Origin of the sequence: uncultured Algimonas sp., from assembly GCF_947498175.1 — a bacterium.
Taxonomy (GTDB): Bacteria; Pseudomonadota; Alphaproteobacteria; order Caulobacterales; family Maricaulaceae; genus Litorimonas.
This window is the reverse complement of record NZ_CANMJB010000002.1, coordinates 38,433-55,739: the sequence shown is the minus strand read 5'-3', so window position 1 is coordinate 55,739 and position 17,307 is coordinate 38,433. Positions and strand designations below refer to the sequence as shown.

16 protein-coding genes and 1 tRNA gene are annotated in these 17,307 nt (G+C 64.3%); 6 read left to right on the top strand and 11 right to left on the bottom strand.

What is annotated here, in order from left to right; translation table 11 throughout:
- The first annotated feature begins 84 nt into the window (after positions 1 to 84).
- Positions 85 to 591, top strand: coding sequence for a hypothetical protein (locus Q0718_RS02790; RefSeq protein WP_298913123.1), 507 nt, complete (start codon positions 85 to 87; stop codon positions 589 to 591).
- 119 nt (positions 592 to 710) lie between these two features.
- Here the strand turns inward: Q0718_RS02790 and Q0718_RS02785 are convergent.
- A tRNA-Ser gene (locus Q0718_RS02785) sits at positions 711 to 801 on the bottom strand.
- A gap of 233 nt (positions 802 to 1,034) precedes the next feature.
- Here Q0718_RS02785 and Q0718_RS02780 point away from each other — a divergent pair.
- Together Q0718_RS02780 and msrA are read left to right on the top strand one after the other, a co-directional pair.
- Positions 1,035 to 1,748, top strand: a complete 714-nt coding sequence (locus tag Q0718_RS02780) for an N-formylglutamate amidohydrolase (RefSeq protein ID WP_298913121.1) — start codon at positions 1,035 to 1,037, stop codon at positions 1,746 to 1,748.
- A 9-nt stretch (positions 1,749 to 1,757) separates the two neighbouring features.
- Positions 1,758 to 2,333, top strand: a complete 576-nt coding sequence (gene msrA, locus Q0718_RS02775) for a peptide-methionine (S)-S-oxide reductase MsrA (protein ID WP_298913119.1) — start codon at positions 1,758 to 1,760, stop codon at positions 2,331 to 2,333.
- Between the two features lie 404 nt (positions 2,334 to 2,737).
- On the opposite strand, the gene polA is transcribed toward msrA, so the two are convergent.
- The gene (gene polA / locus Q0718_RS02770) at positions 2,738 to 5,560 is read right to left on the bottom strand and encodes a DNA polymerase I (RefSeq protein WP_298913116.1); all 2,823 of its coding nucleotides are present in this window, start codon (positions 5,558 to 5,560) and stop codon (positions 2,738 to 2,740) included.
- A gap of 71 nt (positions 5,561 to 5,631) precedes the next feature.
- Between polA and Q0718_RS02765 the strand changes: the two genes are divergently transcribed.
- Entirely contained in the window at positions 5,632 to 6,585 is a 954-nt protein-coding gene (locus tag Q0718_RS02765; RefSeq protein WP_298913113.1) for an energy transducer TonB, read from the top strand.
- Here Q0718_RS02765 and Q0718_RS02760 read toward each other — a convergent pair whose 3' ends face one another.
- The 6 genes from Q0718_RS02760 to Q0718_RS02735 all read right to left on the bottom strand — a co-directional run bounded on the left by Q0718_RS02760 (position 6,586) and on the right by Q0718_RS02735 (position 12,548).
- Positions 6,586 to 7,104, bottom strand: coding sequence for a GNAT family N-acetyltransferase (locus Q0718_RS02760; protein ID WP_298913110.1), 519 nt, complete (start codon positions 7,102 to 7,104; stop codon positions 6,586 to 6,588).
- 57 nt (positions 7,105 to 7,161) lie between these two features.
- Positions 7,162 to 8,466: a CHASE3 domain-containing protein gene (locus Q0718_RS02755; RefSeq protein ID WP_298913107.1), complete on the bottom strand. Its 1,305-nt coding sequence runs from the start codon at positions 8,464 to 8,466 to the stop codon at positions 7,162 to 7,164.
- Between the two features lie 115 nt (positions 8,467 to 8,581).
- Positions 8,582 to 9,445, bottom strand: coding sequence for a cytochrome c1 (locus tag Q0718_RS02750; RefSeq protein WP_298913104.1), 864 nt, complete (start codon positions 9,443 to 9,445; stop codon positions 8,582 to 8,584).
- Between the two features lie 52 nt (positions 9,446 to 9,497).
- Entirely contained in the window at positions 9,498 to 10,787 is a 1,290-nt protein-coding gene (locus Q0718_RS02745) for a cytochrome b N-terminal domain-containing protein (protein WP_298913101.1), read from the bottom strand.
- Positions 10,788 to 10,813: 26 nt separating this feature from the next.
- A complete protein-coding gene (gene petA, locus Q0718_RS02740; RefSeq protein ID WP_298913098.1) occupies positions 10,814 to 11,374 on the bottom strand; it encodes a ubiquinol-cytochrome c reductase iron-sulfur subunit in 561 nt (186 codons plus the stop codon).
- A 214-nt stretch (positions 11,375 to 11,588) separates the two neighbouring features.
- A complete protein-coding gene (locus tag Q0718_RS02735; RefSeq protein WP_298913096.1) occupies positions 11,589 to 12,548 on the bottom strand; it encodes a sterol desaturase family protein in 960 nt (319 codons plus the stop codon).
- A gap of 82 nt (positions 12,549 to 12,630) precedes the next feature.
- Here Q0718_RS02735 and Q0718_RS02730 point away from each other — a divergent pair, with 82 nt between their 5' ends.
- Both Q0718_RS02730 and Q0718_RS02725 read left to right on the top strand, forming a co-directional pair.
- Positions 12,631 to 13,968: a UDP-glucose/GDP-mannose dehydrogenase family protein gene (locus Q0718_RS02730; protein ID WP_298913093.1), complete on the top strand. Its 1,338-nt coding sequence runs from the start codon at positions 12,631 to 12,633 to the stop codon at positions 13,966 to 13,968.
- On the top strand, positions 13,965 to 14,867 hold the full coding sequence (locus tag Q0718_RS02725) for a UTP--glucose-1-phosphate uridylyltransferase (RefSeq protein WP_298913090.1): 903 nt from the start codon (positions 13,965 to 13,967) through the stop codon (positions 14,865 to 14,867). Before Q0718_RS02730 ends, Q0718_RS02725 begins: the two co-directional genes overlap by 4 nt.
- Here Q0718_RS02725 and Q0718_RS02720 read toward each other — a convergent pair.
- From Q0718_RS02720 to Q0718_RS02710, 3 genes are all read right to left on the bottom strand, one after another.
- A complete protein-coding gene (locus Q0718_RS02720; RefSeq protein WP_298913087.1) occupies positions 14,864 to 15,175 on the bottom strand; it encodes a hypothetical protein in 312 nt (103 codons plus the stop codon). The two genes, Q0718_RS02725 and Q0718_RS02720, sit on opposite strands and share 4 nt — an antisense overlap.
- A gap of 69 nt (positions 15,176 to 15,244) precedes the next feature.
- Positions 15,245 to 16,090, bottom strand: a complete 846-nt coding sequence (locus Q0718_RS02715; protein ID WP_298913084.1) for an energy transducer TonB — start codon at positions 16,088 to 16,090, stop codon at positions 15,245 to 15,247.
- Positions 16,091 to 16,187: 97 nt separating this feature from the next.
- The gene (locus tag Q0718_RS02710; protein WP_298913082.1) at positions 16,188 to 17,291 is read right to left on the bottom strand and encodes a hypothetical protein; all 1,104 of its coding nucleotides are present in this window, start codon (positions 17,289 to 17,291) and stop codon (positions 16,188 to 16,190) included.
- Between the last annotated feature and the right edge of the window lie 16 nt (positions 17,292 to 17,307).

Genomic DNA, 17,307 nt, shown 5'->3' with positions numbered 1-17,307 from the left:
CGGCGCGCTTAGGCGAGCGGGACCGGCGTCGCAATCCCGGCCGCACCGCGACATCGGCGCGACAGGACAGGAAGGACACCCGGCATGTGGAAGGCCTCTTTCGTCCTGGCCCTGTGCGCCGCGCTGCTGTCCTCCTGCGCCAGCTTTCCGGAAGAAACGGATCATTTCGGCTTTGCCGCGACCGCGCCGTTGCGCGACCTCAACCTGGCCCAGTCGCCCATCCCCGGGCAGCTCGACGCGCTGCACCAGCCCTTTGGCCACATCGGCCGGAGCGGCTGTCCGGCTTGGTCGCGCGAGATCGACGACCTCGAAGCGGCCCTGTCGCGGAACGAAGGTCGGCGCGTGGGCTTTCGCCGCGACAATGAGACGTTCGAGGGCCGGACCGGCAATCTGCGCGATGCCGGTATCGCCGCCCTGGCGCGCAGCCCGATCCCGTTCCGCAGCGTGGTGCGGCAAGCATCGGGCGCGGCGCAGTTCGAACAGCGGGCCGACCGCGCGTCCGACCGGGCGCGCTACCGCATCGGCTATCTCGTCGGGCTGGGCCGGTCGCACCGCTGTCCGGGCTTCGGCACGCTGGAACGGCCGCGCTAGAGCGTCCCGGACTTCACCACACCGCCGGAGCCGATGGATGTGAGGTCGCTGTCCGCCGAACGCCTCTACGGGCTGGGCAGATCGGGCGGATAGGTCAGGGATGCGTCCTAGCAGGCCTCTGGCAGTGAGGAAGGGATTCGAACCCTCGATACGGGGTTACCGTATACACGCTTTCCAGGCGTGCGCCTTCAACCACTCGGCCACCTCACTCCAGGAGGGCCTGCTAGACTCTTTTGCGCCCCGGTTCGGCATGAGCCGACCGAGGCGCGCGCCTCTTAGACACAGATCGGCCAAAAGCAAAGCTTTTGGCCCTCCCGCTTCACAGGGGGACGCCTTCGACCGCTCGGCCCCCTCACTCCAGAGGGCTTGCCAAGCGGAGCGGCGCTATAGCGACACAAGACCGCTTTCGCAATCGCGCGATTGCGCCTAATGCACCCCTCATCTTGAGCGCTTTCATCACCATTTCCGGCCGCGACGACGCGGCCTTCGTCTTCGCCGATCACGCGTCCAACCATGTCCCCGACTGGGTCGGCGATCTGGGTGTGCCGGAGGCCGACATGACCCGCCATATCGCTTGGGACATCGGCACGGAAGCGGTGACGCGCGCCCTGTGCGACCGGCTGGGCTGCGCCGGCATGGTCTGCGCCTTTTCCCGGCTGGTGATCGACGTCAACCGCGACGCGCAAGCGCCCGGCCTGATTCCGGAATCCAGCGACGGCACGGACATTCCGGGCAATCACGAACTGTCGGATGTCGCGCGCGATGAACGGGCGTCCCGGCTCTACGACGCCTATCACGCCGCGCTCGGCGCGGCGCTGGACGACCGGCCTGGCTGTCTGGCGCTGTCGATCCACAGTTTCACGCCGCAGCTGGTCGGCCAACCGCCGCGCCGGACCGATATCGGCCTGCTGGTCAAGGATGACAGCGAGACCGCCGTCGCCTTCATCGCGGCGATGCGGGACATCGCGCCGGACTTCCTGGTCGAGGTCAACGAGCCCTATTCCGCCTTCGATCTGAACCACACGGTCGATCACAATGTCGTGCCGCGCGGGCTTCGCCATCTTGCGATCGAATTGCGCCAGGACCACATCGGCACGGAGGCGGACGCCGTAAGAATGGCCGACAGGCTCGCCCGCGCGATCCGCCCGCTACTCTAGGAGATTTCCATGCTCGCCACGATCCACAAACATCACATCAACGGTGCCGACATGTTCGGAAACTTCCCCGCCGGCATGCAAGACGCCCTGTTCGGCATGGGCTGCTTCTGGGGCGTGGAGCGCATCTTCTGGAAACTGGACGGCGTCCACGTGACGAGCGTCGGCTATGCCGGCGGGACGGACGACGCGCCCAACTACAAGAGCGTTTGCTCCGGCCGGACGGGCCATGCCGAAGTCGTGCATGTCGTCTTCGATCCCAGCAAGATCAGCTATGACGCGCTGCTGAAGGTCTTCTTCGAAAACCACGACCCGACGCAAGGCAACCGGCAGGGCAACGATGTCGGTTCGCAATACCGGTCCGTCATCTACACCTATTCGGACGATCAGCGCGACGCGGCCCTAGAGGCGAAAGAGCGCTACGAGGAGGCTTACGGCCGCACCGTGACGACTGAAGTCGCGCCCGCGCCGAAATACCATCCGGCGGAGGATTACCATCAGCAATATCTGGCGAAGAACCCGCAAGGCTATTGCAACCACGGCCCGACGGGGGTGAGCTGTCCGATCCCGGAGAGGGTCACAGCTTAGGCCAAGCCATATCCTCGTCCCGGGCTCGACCCGGAATCCATCTCCCAGAAGGCGCGGCCAGCCTGTCGGTCCTGTGATGGACCCCGGGTCAAGCCCGGGGTGAGGCTGGTGAGGATTACCGTCAGCAATATTTGGCAAAGGGCCCGCACGGCTATTGCAACTATGGCCCGACGGGGTGAGCTGTCCGATCCCGGAGTGGGTCACGACCGCCTAGCGGCGGGCTCATCTGCTTGCCCCCCTCCACCGCCTGCGGCGGTCCCCTCCCCCCTTGCGGGGGAGGAACTCAGGTCAGAGATGCCAGCGAAACAAGATCCTCCCCCGCGAGGGGGAGGTGGCAGACACCGGACTTGATCCGGTGGAGGTCGGAGGGGGACAAATCCAAAACCCGCGCGAAGCGCGCCCTTTCAATGCGCATCGTTCCAGTTCTTCGCCGCCTGCGCCTCCACGTCGATCGGCACGCTCAAGCTCACCGCCGGTTCGTGCGCGTGTTCCATCACCTCGCGCACTGTTCCGATCAGCGCCGCCTCCCGCCCTTCCGGCACCTCGAAGACCAGCTCATCATGGACCTGCAACAACATTCGCGCGCCTTCGACCGCGTGAATGGCGCCCGGCATGCGGATCATGGCGCGGCGCATGATGTCGGCGGCCGTGCCCTGGATCGGGGCGTTGATGGCCTGGCGCTCGGCGAAGGCGCGGCGCTGCGGATTGCGCTCGCGAATGCCGCCGATATGGCACTTGCGGCCGAACAGGGTCGTGACGTAGCCCCGCTCCCGCGCTTCCGCCTTGGTCTCGTCCATATAGGCACGGATGCCGGGGAACTTCTCGAAATAGGTCTTGATGAAGTCGGCGGCCGTCCCGCGGTCCACGCCGGTGTTCTTGGCCAGCCCGAAAGCGGAAATGCCGTATATGATGCCGAAATTGATCGCCTTGGCCTGACGCCGGATGTCGGGCGTCATCTCGTCCAACTTGACGTCGAACATCTCGCTCGCCGTCAAGGCGTGGATGTCGATCCCGTCGGCGAAAGCCTGCTTCATGCTGGGCAGGTCCGCCATGTGGGCCAGCAGGCGCAATTCGATCTGCGAATAGTCGGCGGCGACCAGCAGATGGCCGGATTCGGCGATGAAGGCGTCCCTGATCTTTCGGCCTTCCTCGGTGCGGATCGGAATGTTCTGAAGGTTCGGATCGGATGAGGACAGGCGTCCCGTCGTGGTCGCTGCGAGGCTGAAACTGGTATGCACCCGGTCCGTGTCCGGATTGATCTGCGCCTGCAGCGCGTCCGTATAGGTCGATTTCAGCTTGGAGAACTGCCGCCAGTTTAAGATCGTGCGCGGCAAGGTCTCGCCGTCATCCGCCAATTGTTCGAGGATGTCGACGCCGGTCTGCCAGGCGCCGGTCTTGGTCTTCTTGCCGCCGCTCAGCCCCATCCTGTCGAACAGCACTTCTCCGATTTGCTTGGGACTGCCGAGGTTGAACGTCTCGCCCGCCGTCTCGTAAGCTTCGGCTTCCAGCCCGGCCATCTTCTGGGAGAAATAGCCCGACAGGCGCGCCAGCTCGGCCCGGTCGACCTTGATGCCTTCATTTTCCATCTTCGCGACGACGTGCGGCATGTCGCGGTCGATGTTCTCATAGACGCGCGTGACCTGCATCGGGGCGAGCCTGGGCTTGAGGAACTTCCACAGACGCAGCGTAACGTCCGCATCCTCTGCGGCGTAGCGGGTCGCGTCCTCCAGGCCGATCTGGTCGAACGTCTTCTTGTTCTTGCCCGTCCCAGCGATCTCCTTGAACGGCACGGGGCTGTGGCCGAAATGGGTTTCGGACAGCGTGTCCATGCCGTGACCGGTCACGCCGTTCTCGATGGCGTAGCTGATCAGCATGGTATCGTCATAGGGGGCCGGCTCCAGGTCGTGGCGCAGGAAGACGCCCAGATCGTATTTGAAGTTCTGCCCGACCTTCAGCACCGACGGATCTTCCAACAGCGGTCGCAACATGGCGAGCGCCCTCTCAATGCCAAGCTGCTCCGGTGCCTCTTCGCCCAGCAGGTCACCTTCGCCCTTATGGCCCAGCGGCACGTAGCACGCCTCATTATCGTCCACCGCCAGGCAGACCCCGACCAGATTGGCCGCGCGGCTGTCCAGGCTGTCCGTTTCCAGATCGACCGCGATCACGCCTTCTTCGAACCCGCGTTCGATCCAGTGCGCCAGCCGGTCCTCGCTTTGGACGCATTCATATTGCGTGTGATCGAAGGTCACGTTGGGATAGGTATCGCGCAGGGCGGGCGAGACGACCGCCTCTTTGGTGTCGTCCGAGCGCAGACCGTCACTCTCGCCGTCACCCAGCGCTTGGCGGACACGGGCCGTCAGCGTGCGGAAGCCCATCGCTTCGAGGAAGTCGAACAGCACCTCCACATCGGGATCGGTCACGGCCAGTTCCTCGAGCGGCGGATCGACCGCGACATCGGTCTTCAACGTCACCAATTCCTTGGACACGCGCGCACTTTCGGCATGCTCGATCAACTTTTCGCGCCGGCCCTTTTGCTTGATCTCCCCGGCCCGCTCCAACAACGTTTCGAGGTCGCCATATTCCTCGAGCAGCAATGCCGCCGTCTTCACGCCGATGCCGGGCACGCCGGGTATGTTGTCGACCGAATCGCCCGCCAGGGATTGCACGTCGATGACCTTGTCGGGCGTGACCCCGAACTTCTCCTCGACCTCCTTGGGGCCGATGGGCTTGTTCTTCATCGGGTCGAGCATGGAGATGCGTTCCGAAACCAGCTGCATCAGGTCCTTGTCCGACGAGATGATGGTCACGCGCGCCCCGAACCCTTCCGCCTGCCGGGCGTAGGTCGCGATCAGGTCGTCCGCTTCGAACCCTTCCATCTCCACCGCCGGGGCACCGAAGGCGCGGGATGCGTCGCGGGTCAGCGGGAATTGTGGGACCAGGTCTTCGGGCGGCTCGCCGCGGTTGGCCTTATAGGCATCGTAGATGTCGTTGCGGAAGGTATGGCTGCCCTTGTCGAACACGACGGCGAAGTGGGTCGGGCGGTTTTCGTCCTTCTGGTCCTTCAGCATCTTGAACAGCATGTTGCAGAACCCGGCGACCGCCCCGATGGGCAGGCCGTCCGACTTGCGGGTCAGGGGCGGCAGCGCGTGAAAGGCGCGGAAGATATAGCCGGACCCGTCCACGAGGACGACATGGGACTGCGGCGTGACGGGCTTGATTTCGCTCATGGAGCGGCTTGTGCGATGCGCCGCGCATCCTGTCTATACCGCGCATGCCCATTCGCCCTATAAGCGAACCCGTGTATCAATCGATCGAAGACGAACCCCTAGGCGAAAATGCCGTTTCCGATGCCGGCCCCGCGCTGTGGCTCGCCGTGTCGGCCGTCGGCCTGCTGGTGCTCATCGCAGTCTGGTGGAGCCTGTCCGGCTCCGTGGCCCCCCATGGACAAGCCGAAACCGTGGATCCCATGCCCGAAGCCCGGCAATCCTATCTTCGCGCTCTGGGCGAAACCGATCCCGCCCTGCGGCGGGCCCGGTTGACGGATTTCCTGACGCAACACCCCGACCATCCGCGCCGGAACGCCGTGCGTGCGCAGTTGGACGTGCTGGACGGCGCGGCGGACCGTGACTGGCAGGCGACGCTGACGACCGTGTACGATCCGCGCTACAGCGTCGTCCGGCGACGGGCCGCCGTCGAAGCCTATCAGCAGAAGTGGGGCCAGTATTTGGGTGCCCGCGACGAAGAGATTGCCGCCCTGCGCGCCGACATCGAAGAAACGGCCATATTGGAGGGTCTGCCGGAGCGCACGCGCGAGCGCGACTCCGCGCAATATGCCGGAGTCCCCGACGACCGGCTGGCCGGCGGCCCCAGCCGGTTCGGAGACGGCTTCTCCCCGAGTGTCATCTTCCGTCCTTCACGCAACGATGCGCGCGACGGAATGCGGGGCGGATCGCCGGTGAGCGGCGACCGAACCGCACCGCAGGTGCGCCGCAACGCCACCCCACGCTATCCGCGCCGGGCCATGCGCCGGGGCGAGGAGGCCGTCGTGACCTTGTCGCTGACGATCGATGCGGATGGCCGCGTTTCGCGCGCCGATGTGATCGATGTGCAAGCCGACCGATACACCAACGATTTCGTCCGGGAGGCCGAACGCGCCGCGATGCGGACACGCTTCCACCCGCGCACCGTGAACGGCGTTCCCGTCGAAACGCGCGGCATCCGCAAGCGCTACCGGTTCGAGCTGGACAATTGATCAGATCGCGAGCGTCTCACGCGTCACGGCATAGCGCAGGCTGACCCTGCCATCGTCTCCGGATCGTTCGCCGACGGGTCGGCCGCCGATCTTTTCGATGGCGCGCCAGGAGCGGTGGTTGTCAGGCCCCGCATGGAGGATGACGCGGTCCACGAAACGGAAGGCATGATCCAGCATCAGATGCTTCACGGCGCGGTTCCATGGCCCGCCCCAGTGGGACCGGGCCAGGAATGTCCAGCCGATTTCCACTTCCGAGGCGTCCGGATCATATCCGTGGTAGCGTGTGGACCCGATCATCCGGCTCCCATCGGCCTCCAGGATGGCAAACGCGCCGCCTCCTTGCATTCCGCCATCGAAGAAAGTGCGGAAGACGGGTTCGAGATAGCGATCGCTGGCGGGATGTTGAGCCCAGATCGCCGGGTCGGAGGCCACGGAGAAGAGCGGTTCGAAATCTTCTTGCCGCATCGGGCGCAGACGGACGAGGTCATCGGAAAGCACGGGCTGGAAGTCGAAAGTCATGTCACCTTCATAACGCCGGGCTCGCCACAGGCCCCACAAGATCGGTGACCGTGTCTTTCAGTCGGCGTGTTCGGCTTGTGGAACGACCGCCAGCCGCGCAGCATCGGCCGTTAGGCGGATACGCACGCCTTCATCGTGCCAATCGTAATCGACGGATCCGCCGAGTTGCGCCGCGCAGGCCTTGATGAGTTTGGAGCCGTATCCGCGACCTTCGGGAACGGGCAGGCCGCGGCGTTCGCTACGCTCGTCCCAGAGCAATTCCAGATCGCCGTCCGGCGTCTCACCGAGCGTGACGGTGACCTGGGCCTCCGGGGTCGGCGTCGCATCCTCTTTCCAGGCCCCGTATTTCAGGGCGTTCGTCGTCCATTCGTGCAGGATCAGGGCGAGCGGGGTAATCGCCTCTTCCGGCAGGTCGCGCGACGCGCCCGACGTCCTCAACCGGTGTCCGTCCAAGAGTTGCACGCGCACGACCCGGTCGAACAATTCGTCCGACGACAAGGTACGCTGATCGCCCAGATCGCGCGTCGCGGAGTAGGCGTGGGACATGGCGGTGATCCGGGCGGACGCCTCGTCGGCGAACCGTTCGATCCCCTCCCCGCGGCCGCGCGCGCTCTGGCGCAACATGCCCTGGGCGACGGCGAACAGGTTCTTCATGCGGTGGTTGAGCTCGCGCGCGACGATCTCGATCCGCTCGGCCGTATCGGTCGCTTCCTCCGCTTCCGCCACGGCGCGGTCCGTCCGGCTCCAGAGATAGAGCGTCACGGCCCCCATGAGCGTGGCCAATCCAAGCAGAGCGGCCAACAGCGTGGACACCACGCCGGACCGGTCGCTATAGTTCTGCGACCGCGCCGCGGCCGTGTCTGCCAAGGCCTGGGCCTCGGACTGGCGGATGCGGATGGCGATGCGGATATCGCGCATCAGTTCGCGGCCGCGATCAGTTTGCACCATGCTGAGCGCCGCATTCGGATTGCCGCTGTCGAACAGGCGTAGAACCTCGTCCAACTCGGTCATCTTGAAGTCGATCAGCCGGCGCAGTTCCTCGTCCTCGCCGCCGCGCAGAGCTTGCAGAACCCATCCATCGTCGATGGAATCGCCCATCAGTGCGCGCGCTTCGACATAGGGGATGAGATAATCGCGCTCCCCGGTCAGGAGGTAGCCGCGTTGGCCGGTTTCGGCATCCAGCACGGCATCCTTCAACCGGTCGAGGACGCGCGAATAGGCGGTTGCCTCGGCGATCGCGGTCCGAGCTTCCCGTTCGGCATCCGCGAAGCGCACGGAGGTATAGAGCGCCGTACCTGCCACGGCGGCGATCAGGATCGCGACAAGGGTCGCCAGAATGCCGATGAGTCGCGTCGAGCCCATGGGAAACGATAGGGTCTGCAGGCCGACAATGACAGGGCTTTCCCCGCGATGAAGACCGCAAAAAAAAGACCCGCCGAACAAGGGCGGGTCTCGAAAACGGGTCCGGCGATCCGGCCTAGCCGCCGACGGGTTGCTTCAGGCGGCGCCAGATGCGCTTGTAAGCCAGCCACAGCAGAACGGCGAGGATCAGCAGATAGACCATGGACATCAGACCGGCGGACTTGCGCTCGGCCAGCTTCGGGTCGGCCGACCAGGCCAGAAATTCCGTCAGGTCCGCCGCCATCTGTTCGACGGTGGCTTCGGGCGGGTTCTGGCCTTCCGTGTCGCTTTGATATTCGAATACGCCTTCCTGCGGCTGCAACTGCGGCGGCATGGCGATCTTGGAGCCTTCCATGACCGGGTTGTAGTACTGGCCGGGGCTCAGCGAGACGGTATCGGGTTGCGGATGCTCGTAGGCGAGCAGCAGGTTGTACATGTAATCGGCGCCGTTGTTGCGCGCCTTGACCATGACGGACAGATCCGGCGGCAAAGCACCGTTATTGACGAAGCGCGCTTCGGAGTCGTTGCGGTAGATGGGCGGGAAATAGTCGGCCGGAATGCCGGGGCGCGTGATTTCGGAGCCGTCTTCCGGGTTCAGATCCGTGATCTCGTATTCCGCGGCGATGTTCTTGACGAGCGGATTGTCGTTCGGATTGGGGAAGCGTTCGTCATAGAACGGCCCGCCTTCGTCGCCCAGATGGCGGAAGGCCAGATGGTCCAGATTGTGGCAGGACCGGCAGACATTGGCATAGACGTTGAAGCCGCGTTGCATGGCTTCCTTGTCATAGGTTCCGGTCATGCCCTGCCAATGCCAGTGCTTGTGGATCATCTCATAGCCGTCGGCCGGGCCGCTGCCGCCGGCAGCGATCGCGATACCGGTCAGCGACGCGGCGGCGACGCCGCCCGCGATGAGGAAGTTTCTGACGGTCTTGAATGCCATGGTCGTCTTTACCGCTCGCTCTTGAAGTCCGGGGTCGTCAGGGCCGGCACGCCTATTCGGCGGGCACCAGCACCTTTTCGGGTTCGGGTTTGTCGCCGTAATCCAGGATGGCCTGGGTGATGGAGGCCGGTCGCTCCACCGGATCCTCGATCAGCCCGAGAATGGGCAGGATCACGATGAAATAGGCGAAATAGTAGAGCGTGCTGATCTGACCGAGACGGTAGAAGGTGATCCCGCCGTCCCCGATCTTGATCGCATAATCGTCCGGCACGCCCGCGCCGCACCAGCCGAGGATGAAGCAGAAGATCACGAAGAAGAAGAAGAACCAGCGGGCGATGGGGCGGAACCGCATGGAGCGCACGCGCGACGTATCCAGCCAGGGCAGCACGAATAGCACGGCGATCGCGCCCAGCATCAGCAGGATTCCGGCCAGCTTGTCCGGCACGGCGCGCAGGATCGCGTAGAACGGCAGGAAGTACCATTCCGGCACGATGTGCGGCGGCGTCTTCAGCGGATCCGCCTTGATGTAGTTGTCCGCATGTCCGAGCGCGTCGGGCAGATAGAACAGGAAGAAGGCGAAGATGATCAAAAAGACCGTCACCGCGAACATGTCCTTGACCGTGAAATAGGGGTGGAAGGGCAGCGTATCCGTCTTGACCTTGGACGACACGCCGATCGGGTTGGAGGACCCCGTCACGTGCAGCGCCCAGACATGCAGGCCCGACAGGGCCGCAATGATGAAGGGCAACAGATAGTGCAGGCTGTAGAAGCGGTTCAGCGTCGCGTTGTCGACGGCGTAGCCGCCCAGCAGCCATTGCTGCAGGCCCTCGCCCACGACCGGAACGGCGCCGAAGAAGCCGGTGATCACGGTCGCGCCCCAGAAGGACATCTGGCCCCAAGGCAGCGTATAGCCCAGGAAAGCCGTCGCCATCATGACGAGGTAGATTAGACAGCCGATGATCCACAGCACTTCGCGCGGCGCCTTGTAGGACCCGTAATAGAGCGCGCGGAACATGTGCATGTAGACGGCCAAGAAGAACATGGACGCCCCGACCGCATGGGCCGATTGCATCAACCAGCCATAAGGCACGTCGCGGCGGATGCGCTGGACCGAGTCGAAAGCGTGGTCGATATGGGCGACATAATGCATGCCGAGAATGACGCCGGTGACGATCTGGATCATCAGGCAGAGCAGCAGGATGCCGCCGAAGGTCCACCAATAGTTCAGGTTGCGCGGCGTCGGGAACGTCATGAAGTCCGCGCCCATGCGCACGATGGGCAGGCGCGTATCCATCCAGCGCATCACCGCGCCCTTGGGTTCGTATGTACTCGGTCCGGCCATGATCGTCGTCTCTTCTGCTTGCCTCTTTATCCGACCTTGATGACGGTGTCGGAGAGATATTCGTAAGGGGGCACGTCGAGGTTCCGCGGTGCGGGGCCTTTGCGGATGCGTCCGGACGTGTCGTAATGGCTGCCGTGGCACGGGCAATACCAGCCGTCATAGTCGCCCGCTTCTCCCACGGGGACGCAACCGAAATGGGTGCAGACGCCGACCTGGACGAGATATTCGGGTTTCAGCGCGCCGTCGGGTCCCGGAACCAGCCGGTCGGCGTCGGTCGCCGGGTCGGGCAGGTCTGCCAGGTTCACGCTTTCGGCTTCGGCGATCTCGGCGGCCGTGCGGTGGCGCACAAAGACCGGCGCACCGCGCCACAGCACTTTGAGTTGTTCGCCTTCGGCGATCTGACCGATGTCGATCTCGATAGAGCCCAAAGCCAGCGTATCGGCCGCTTTGCCCATCTGCGCGACCAGCGGCCAGACGATCGACGCGGCGCCGACCGCGCCGGCGGCACCGGCCAGCAGGAAGATGAAATCGCGTTTTCCGTCGTCTTCGACGATGTCGTCGTGATGGATCAAGCCAATCTCGGCCATCGGTAAAACCTCTATGCAATCCCTTGGCGCACATTGTGCGGCACGCGCCCGATGGAACCGTCCGGCGGCTCCTGCGTGCGCCGCGTCTCTAACGTCATATAATGACGATGACCAGTCGGGAATGGCGTCATTCCGCCGCAATTTGTGACGCGGCGCACTTTGGCCGCAGCCAGTTGCGACAGGCTTGCAGCTTTGGAAGGAAGCGACGCGGTTTTCACCCCTCGGCAGGCGCAGATGAAGGTGCAGGGCCTGGTGCGGACATGTCGGTCGATGATTCCGGCCTGGCCCGCCAAGCGGCGAGAATCGCGTCACTGCCTTGGCGCGACCCGTCATGGCTGTAGCCGGGCGGCGCGACCATATAGGCCAGACGCTGCCGCCAGGTCAGGCCCGGCGCGGCGGCGTCGCGGAAAATCGCGATCCATTCGGCGAAAGCGACCCGTAGCGGGTTGAATGTGCCGACATTCTCGACCAGCCCGTATGTCATGGCTTCGTCGTCGCGCTCTTCGATGAATGTGCCGAACAGCCGGTCCCAGACAATGAAAATGCCCGCATAGTTCATGTCTAGATGCGTCGGATGGGTACTGTGATGAACGCGGTGGTGCGAGGGCGTGTTAATTATCCCTTCCACCCAGCGCGGCAATTTGCGGATCGCCTCCGTGTGGATCCAGTACTGGTAGAGCAAGTTCAGCGATCCGACGAAACCGATCAGCAACGGATGGAAACCCATCAGGACCAGCGGGGTCGAGAGCAGCACCAAGCCGGTGAAATGACCGGTCCAGGGCTGGCGCAGTGCCGTCGTCAGATTGTAGTGTTCGCTGGAATGATGAACCACATGGGCACTCCAGAACCAGCGGATGCGGTGGCTGGCGCGGTGTTTCCAGTAATAGACGAAATCCTGCGCCACCAGCGCCAGCAGGATGATCGGCAGGCTCACCCCCAGATCCCACAGACGGAACTGCCAGAGCCACATCAGAGCGGCCAGGCTGAGAAACCCGAACAGCAGGTCCGTGGCCAGATTGCCCAGTCCCATCGTCATGGAAGTGACCGCGTCACGCCATTCATAGCGTCCGCGCGCCCGCCCCTGCGCGACCATCGCCCATTCCAGCGCCACCGTCGCCGCGAAGAACGGCACGGCCCAGGCCAGCACCAAGGGAAATGAAAGATCGGTCTCCATCCGGACGCGACCCCACACCGTCACAAAAAATTTGTCAATTGTCACACGTGACGCATCGCAGTCGCGGCCCTATGAGGTGAGCATGAAAGTCGCGATGGTCGGAACGGGTTATGTAGGTCTGGTGAGCGGGGTCTGCTTTGCGGATTTCGGTCACGAGATCGTCTGCGTGGACAAGGATCCGGACAAGATCGAAACGTTGAATGCGGGCGGCGTGCCGATCTACGAGCCCGGGCTGGACGCGCTGATCGAACGCAACATGGCGGCGGGGCGCTTGTCCTTCACCACGGATCTGGCCGATGCCATGGACGGCGCCGATGCGGTCTTCATCGCGGTCGGAACACCGTCGCGCCGCGGCGATGGCTATGCCGACCTGTCCTATGTCTATGCGGCCGCCGAAGAGATTGCGGGCCTGATTCCCAAGGACGGATTCACGGTCGTGGTGACCAAATCCACCGTGCCCGTCGGCACGGGCGACGAGGTCGAACGCATCATGGCCGAACATGCCCCGCGCGACGCGTTCGAGGTCGTGTCCAACCCGGAGTTCCTGCGCGAGGGCGCGGCCATCGACGATTTCAAGCGACCCGACCGGGTCGTCGTCGGCACCAAGCACAGCCGCGCCGAAAGCGTGATGCGCGAACTCTACCGCCCGCTTTTTCTCAACGAGACGCCGATCGTCTTCACCGAACGCCGCACGTCGGAGCTCATCAAATACGCGGCCAATGCGTTCCTGGCGACCAAGATCACCTTCATCAACGAGGTCGCCGATCTGTGCGAGGCGGTCGGCGCCAACGTGCAGGAAGTGGCCCGGGGCATCGGGCTGGACAAGCGGATCGGGGCCAAGTTCCTCCATGCCGGACCGGGCTATGGCGGGTCGTGCTTTCCCAAGGACACGCTGGCGCTGGCCCGCACCGCCGAAGAGGCGAACGTGTCGCTGTCCATCGTGGAATCGGTGATCGACGCCAACGAAGCGCGCAAGCGGCGCATGGCGAACAAGATCGTCGCCGCGCTGGGCGGGGACGTGCACGGCCTGCGCCTCTGCGTGCTGGGCCTGGCTTTCAAGCCGAACACGGACGATATGCGCGACGCGCCGTCGCTCACCATCATTCCGCGCCTGGTGGACAAGGGCGCCGACATCGTCGCCTATGATCCGGAGGCCATGGAGGAAGCGCGCAAGCACATGCCGGACATCGACTATGCCGAAAGCGCCTTTGCAGCCATCGAAGGCGCGGACGCCGTCGTCATCATCACGGAATGGAACGAGTTCCGCGCCCTCGACATGAACCGCGTCAAACGCCTGATGAACGCCCCGAACCTGATCGATCTGCGCAACATCTACCGCGGCGAGCGGATGCGCGATCTGGGCTTTTCCTACACCAATGTCGGGTATCCGGCGCCTGCGGAAGCCGAGGCCGCGCAGTGAGCGCCCCGATCAAGACCGCCGTCCTGCCGGTCGCGGGTTTCGGCACGCGCGTCCTGCCCGCCACCAAGACCATCCCGAAGGAAATGCTGCCCGTCGTGGACCGCCCGGCCTTGCAATATGTCGTCGACGAGGCGCTGGAGGCCGGGATCGAGCATATCGTCTTCATCACCGGCCGCAACAAGAACGCGATCGAGGACTATTTCGACGAAGCCTTCGAACTGGAGGAGGCGCTGGCGCGCAGGAACAAGACGGATATCGCCGCCGAGCTGAAGCGCCTGCGCCCCAAGGAAGGCACGATGAGCTTCGTGCGCCAGCAATCGGCGCGCGGCCTCGGTCATGCCGTCTGGTGCGCCCGCGACATCGTCGGCGGCCAGCCGTTCGCGGTGCTGCTCCCCGATGTGATCGTCAAGCCCCTCGGTCCGTCTGAGCCCGGCTGCCTGAAACAGATGATGGACGCCTACGTGCAAACCGGTGGCAATATCATCGCCGTGGACGAAGTGCCCGAACGCGACGTCAGCAAATACGGCGTGATCGCGCCAGCCAGAAATCCTGGAAGCCCTCCGGACGGACCCCTGATCGCCATGTCCGGCATGGTCGAGAAACCGGCCATGGAAGACGCCCCCTCACGCTACAAGATCACGGGGCGCTACATCCTCCAACCCGAAGTCATGGACCTGCTGGCAACGCAGGAAACGGGCGCGGGCGGGGAAATCCAGCTGACCGACGCCATGGCCCGTGCCATGGACGCCGGATCGCCTTTCCATGCCTTCGCCTATCGAGGCGACGATTACGATTGCGGGTCCAAGCTCGGCTATTTCGAGGCCGTGCTGGCCCACGCGCTGGACCATCCGGAGATCGGGGACGGCGCGCGCGCACTCGTGGATAGGGTCCGAGGCTAGCTGGACAGGTCCGCCAGCAACGATCCCGCGAACACGATCTCCGTCGGCTCGCACAGATCAGCCCAGTCCAGGCGCATCTCCACGAATTCGAGCTTCGGTTCGTGCGCGGCGGAACGCTCGAACACCTCGATGGAGGGCCATTGCGCATAGGCGAAGAACACGCCGTCCGAGCCTTGGTGCAGGCGCGATCCCAGCGCGTCGCATTCGCGTTTCAGATAGTCGGTGATGCCGGACCAGGTCTCGACGAATCGCGCTTCCGTGTCTTTCGACGGGTCGCTCAGTTTGAAACGATAGACGATGCAGTACATGGGCCGAAGATAGGCGAACTGCGAGCGCGATCAAGCATCGGGGCGCTGCATTGTGGATATGGACCTGCGCTAGGGATTGTCCCATCCGTTTTCCGGAATGATGTTTCCGTCACGATCGGTCAGGCGGAACGTGACTTTCGATGTGACACCCTGTCTGACGAGCGTCTGACCGCGTTGCGTTTCGGGAACGTAATACCACTGCTCGACGGACCGGATGGTCGGTTTCGCGAACACGGGGTCGCTGCAGCGCAAGGTGCGGACATTGTCTGGCCATCCGGCGGCAGAGACATCGAATTGCACCTGGCAATGGCCGGATTCTTTCGCCTCTCTCGGCATTTTCGGCGGCAAGCGCAGGCAAGGCGTGGCCTCGGTGTCCGGGAAACCGGCCTTCTCGTGATCCGACCAGCAGGTCCATACGTCGCGCGCATAGCGGTGCAGATCCTTGCCTATCCGGATTACGAACGGCTTGTCCGCGCTACGGTTGCGTTTGAGGCGGCGCGTCGTCGAATAGTAACCGGGAGCCGTGATTCCCAGCAGATAGTCCCGGTCCGGCAAGGTCGGAATCCCGCACGGCAATCGACAGGATTTCAGAAACGCGCCGGTCACGCCGTCATGCAGGGACAGGACGGCGTCTGGCTTGGCTTGGCCGACAAGCGACGCTCTGGCCTCGAAATGGATCAATCGCGTCGCGCCGAATTCGGGAGCGCCCTCCGCCGCGAATCGCGCGAAACTGAAATCGGGATGCGTTTCCCTGACCCGCTCGAGGCGGGAGGCTTCGGCTTTCGACAATTTCCGGTCGGCCCATCGCTCCATCGACGCTTGGCTCTTGGGCGGCGACCAGTGTCCGCGTGATCCGGCCGCGGCCGAAAGCGGAACGAATGGGAGCAGGAGGATGATCGCAAGAGCGGTGCGCATGAATGCACGCTACGCCGGGACTGAAGACGCTGTCAAACGACCCGATACGCCGGCGAAGACCCGCCCGTCAGGACGGATCTTCGTACTTACGTTCCGCCTAGCCGCCGAAGGCGTATTGCCAGCCCAGCGTGAGCGTCATGTCGGTTTCCAGCTGCACCCCGTTCAGGTCGCGGTGAAGGGGCAGGCCCAGCTCGGCGCCCAGGCGGTGTCCGCGCAAGGCTCCGGTCTGAGCGGCGAGATTGACGCCGAACAGCAGATCCAGCGTCTCGCCGCCCTGATTGCGGGGATCGGTCGTCTGGACCGGCGCGCGCAGCACGGGATCTTCGCCGTTGATCCGACCTTGCGTCGCGCCTTTCATCCGCAGCGAGCCCGATATCCAGGGCGCAGGTTCATAAGCGACCCAAGCCGTCGCCTCGCCGCGCGAGCCGAAGCGGTAGCCTTTCGCGTTCCGCTCGAGCGGCACGCGCGCCGAAAGCTGCCCGCCCCAGCCGAAGCGGCCGTTCCGGTCGAGATAGCTGATCGCGGGTTTGGCGTCCCACGTGCTGCTGCCCAGTTGCATCGGATAGGGCAAGCGCAGCGTCGGGGTCATGCCGGTCGGCGCCAGGACCTGGTCCGTTTGCGTGTTCGACCCGGTCGGGACGGACAGGCCGAGCACCAGATTGACCTGACGGCTCTTATGCGATCCGTCGTCCAGTCCGACGATGGCGGACAGGGTCGTATCGCCGAAGCCGCGCGATCCGGTCTCGAACCCGCCCCGCACGGTCGGACCCGTGGGACCGGCAAACGTCAGATGGTTCATGGAATTGTCGAGATAGCTTCCCATCGCCATCAGCGTGATGCGGTCGGACAGGCCGTACATGGCGCCGACCATATGCATGTCCATGCGCATGTCCGTCGGCACGACGCGCAGGGTCGGCGGCTGCATCGGCTGGCCCGCCAGACGGTTGGGCACGGTCGTGGCGATGGCTTCGGGCGAGATCGGGTCCGTGCCTTGCCGGTTGCCGTCCATGTCCATGGTCATGAAGCGGTAGGAGAGCATGAACTCCCCGGCGCCGTGTCGGTGATCGGCCATCACCCCGATCGGGGCGTGGTCCAGCGCGTGAGGTGCGGTCGGGTCCGTGTCGTGAGCCTGGACGAAGGCTGGCGGCAAGGCGAAAAGAGCGCCGGCGGCGAGGGCCGCAGCGCGAAAGGGATGTGTCATTGGAGGTGTCCGTTCT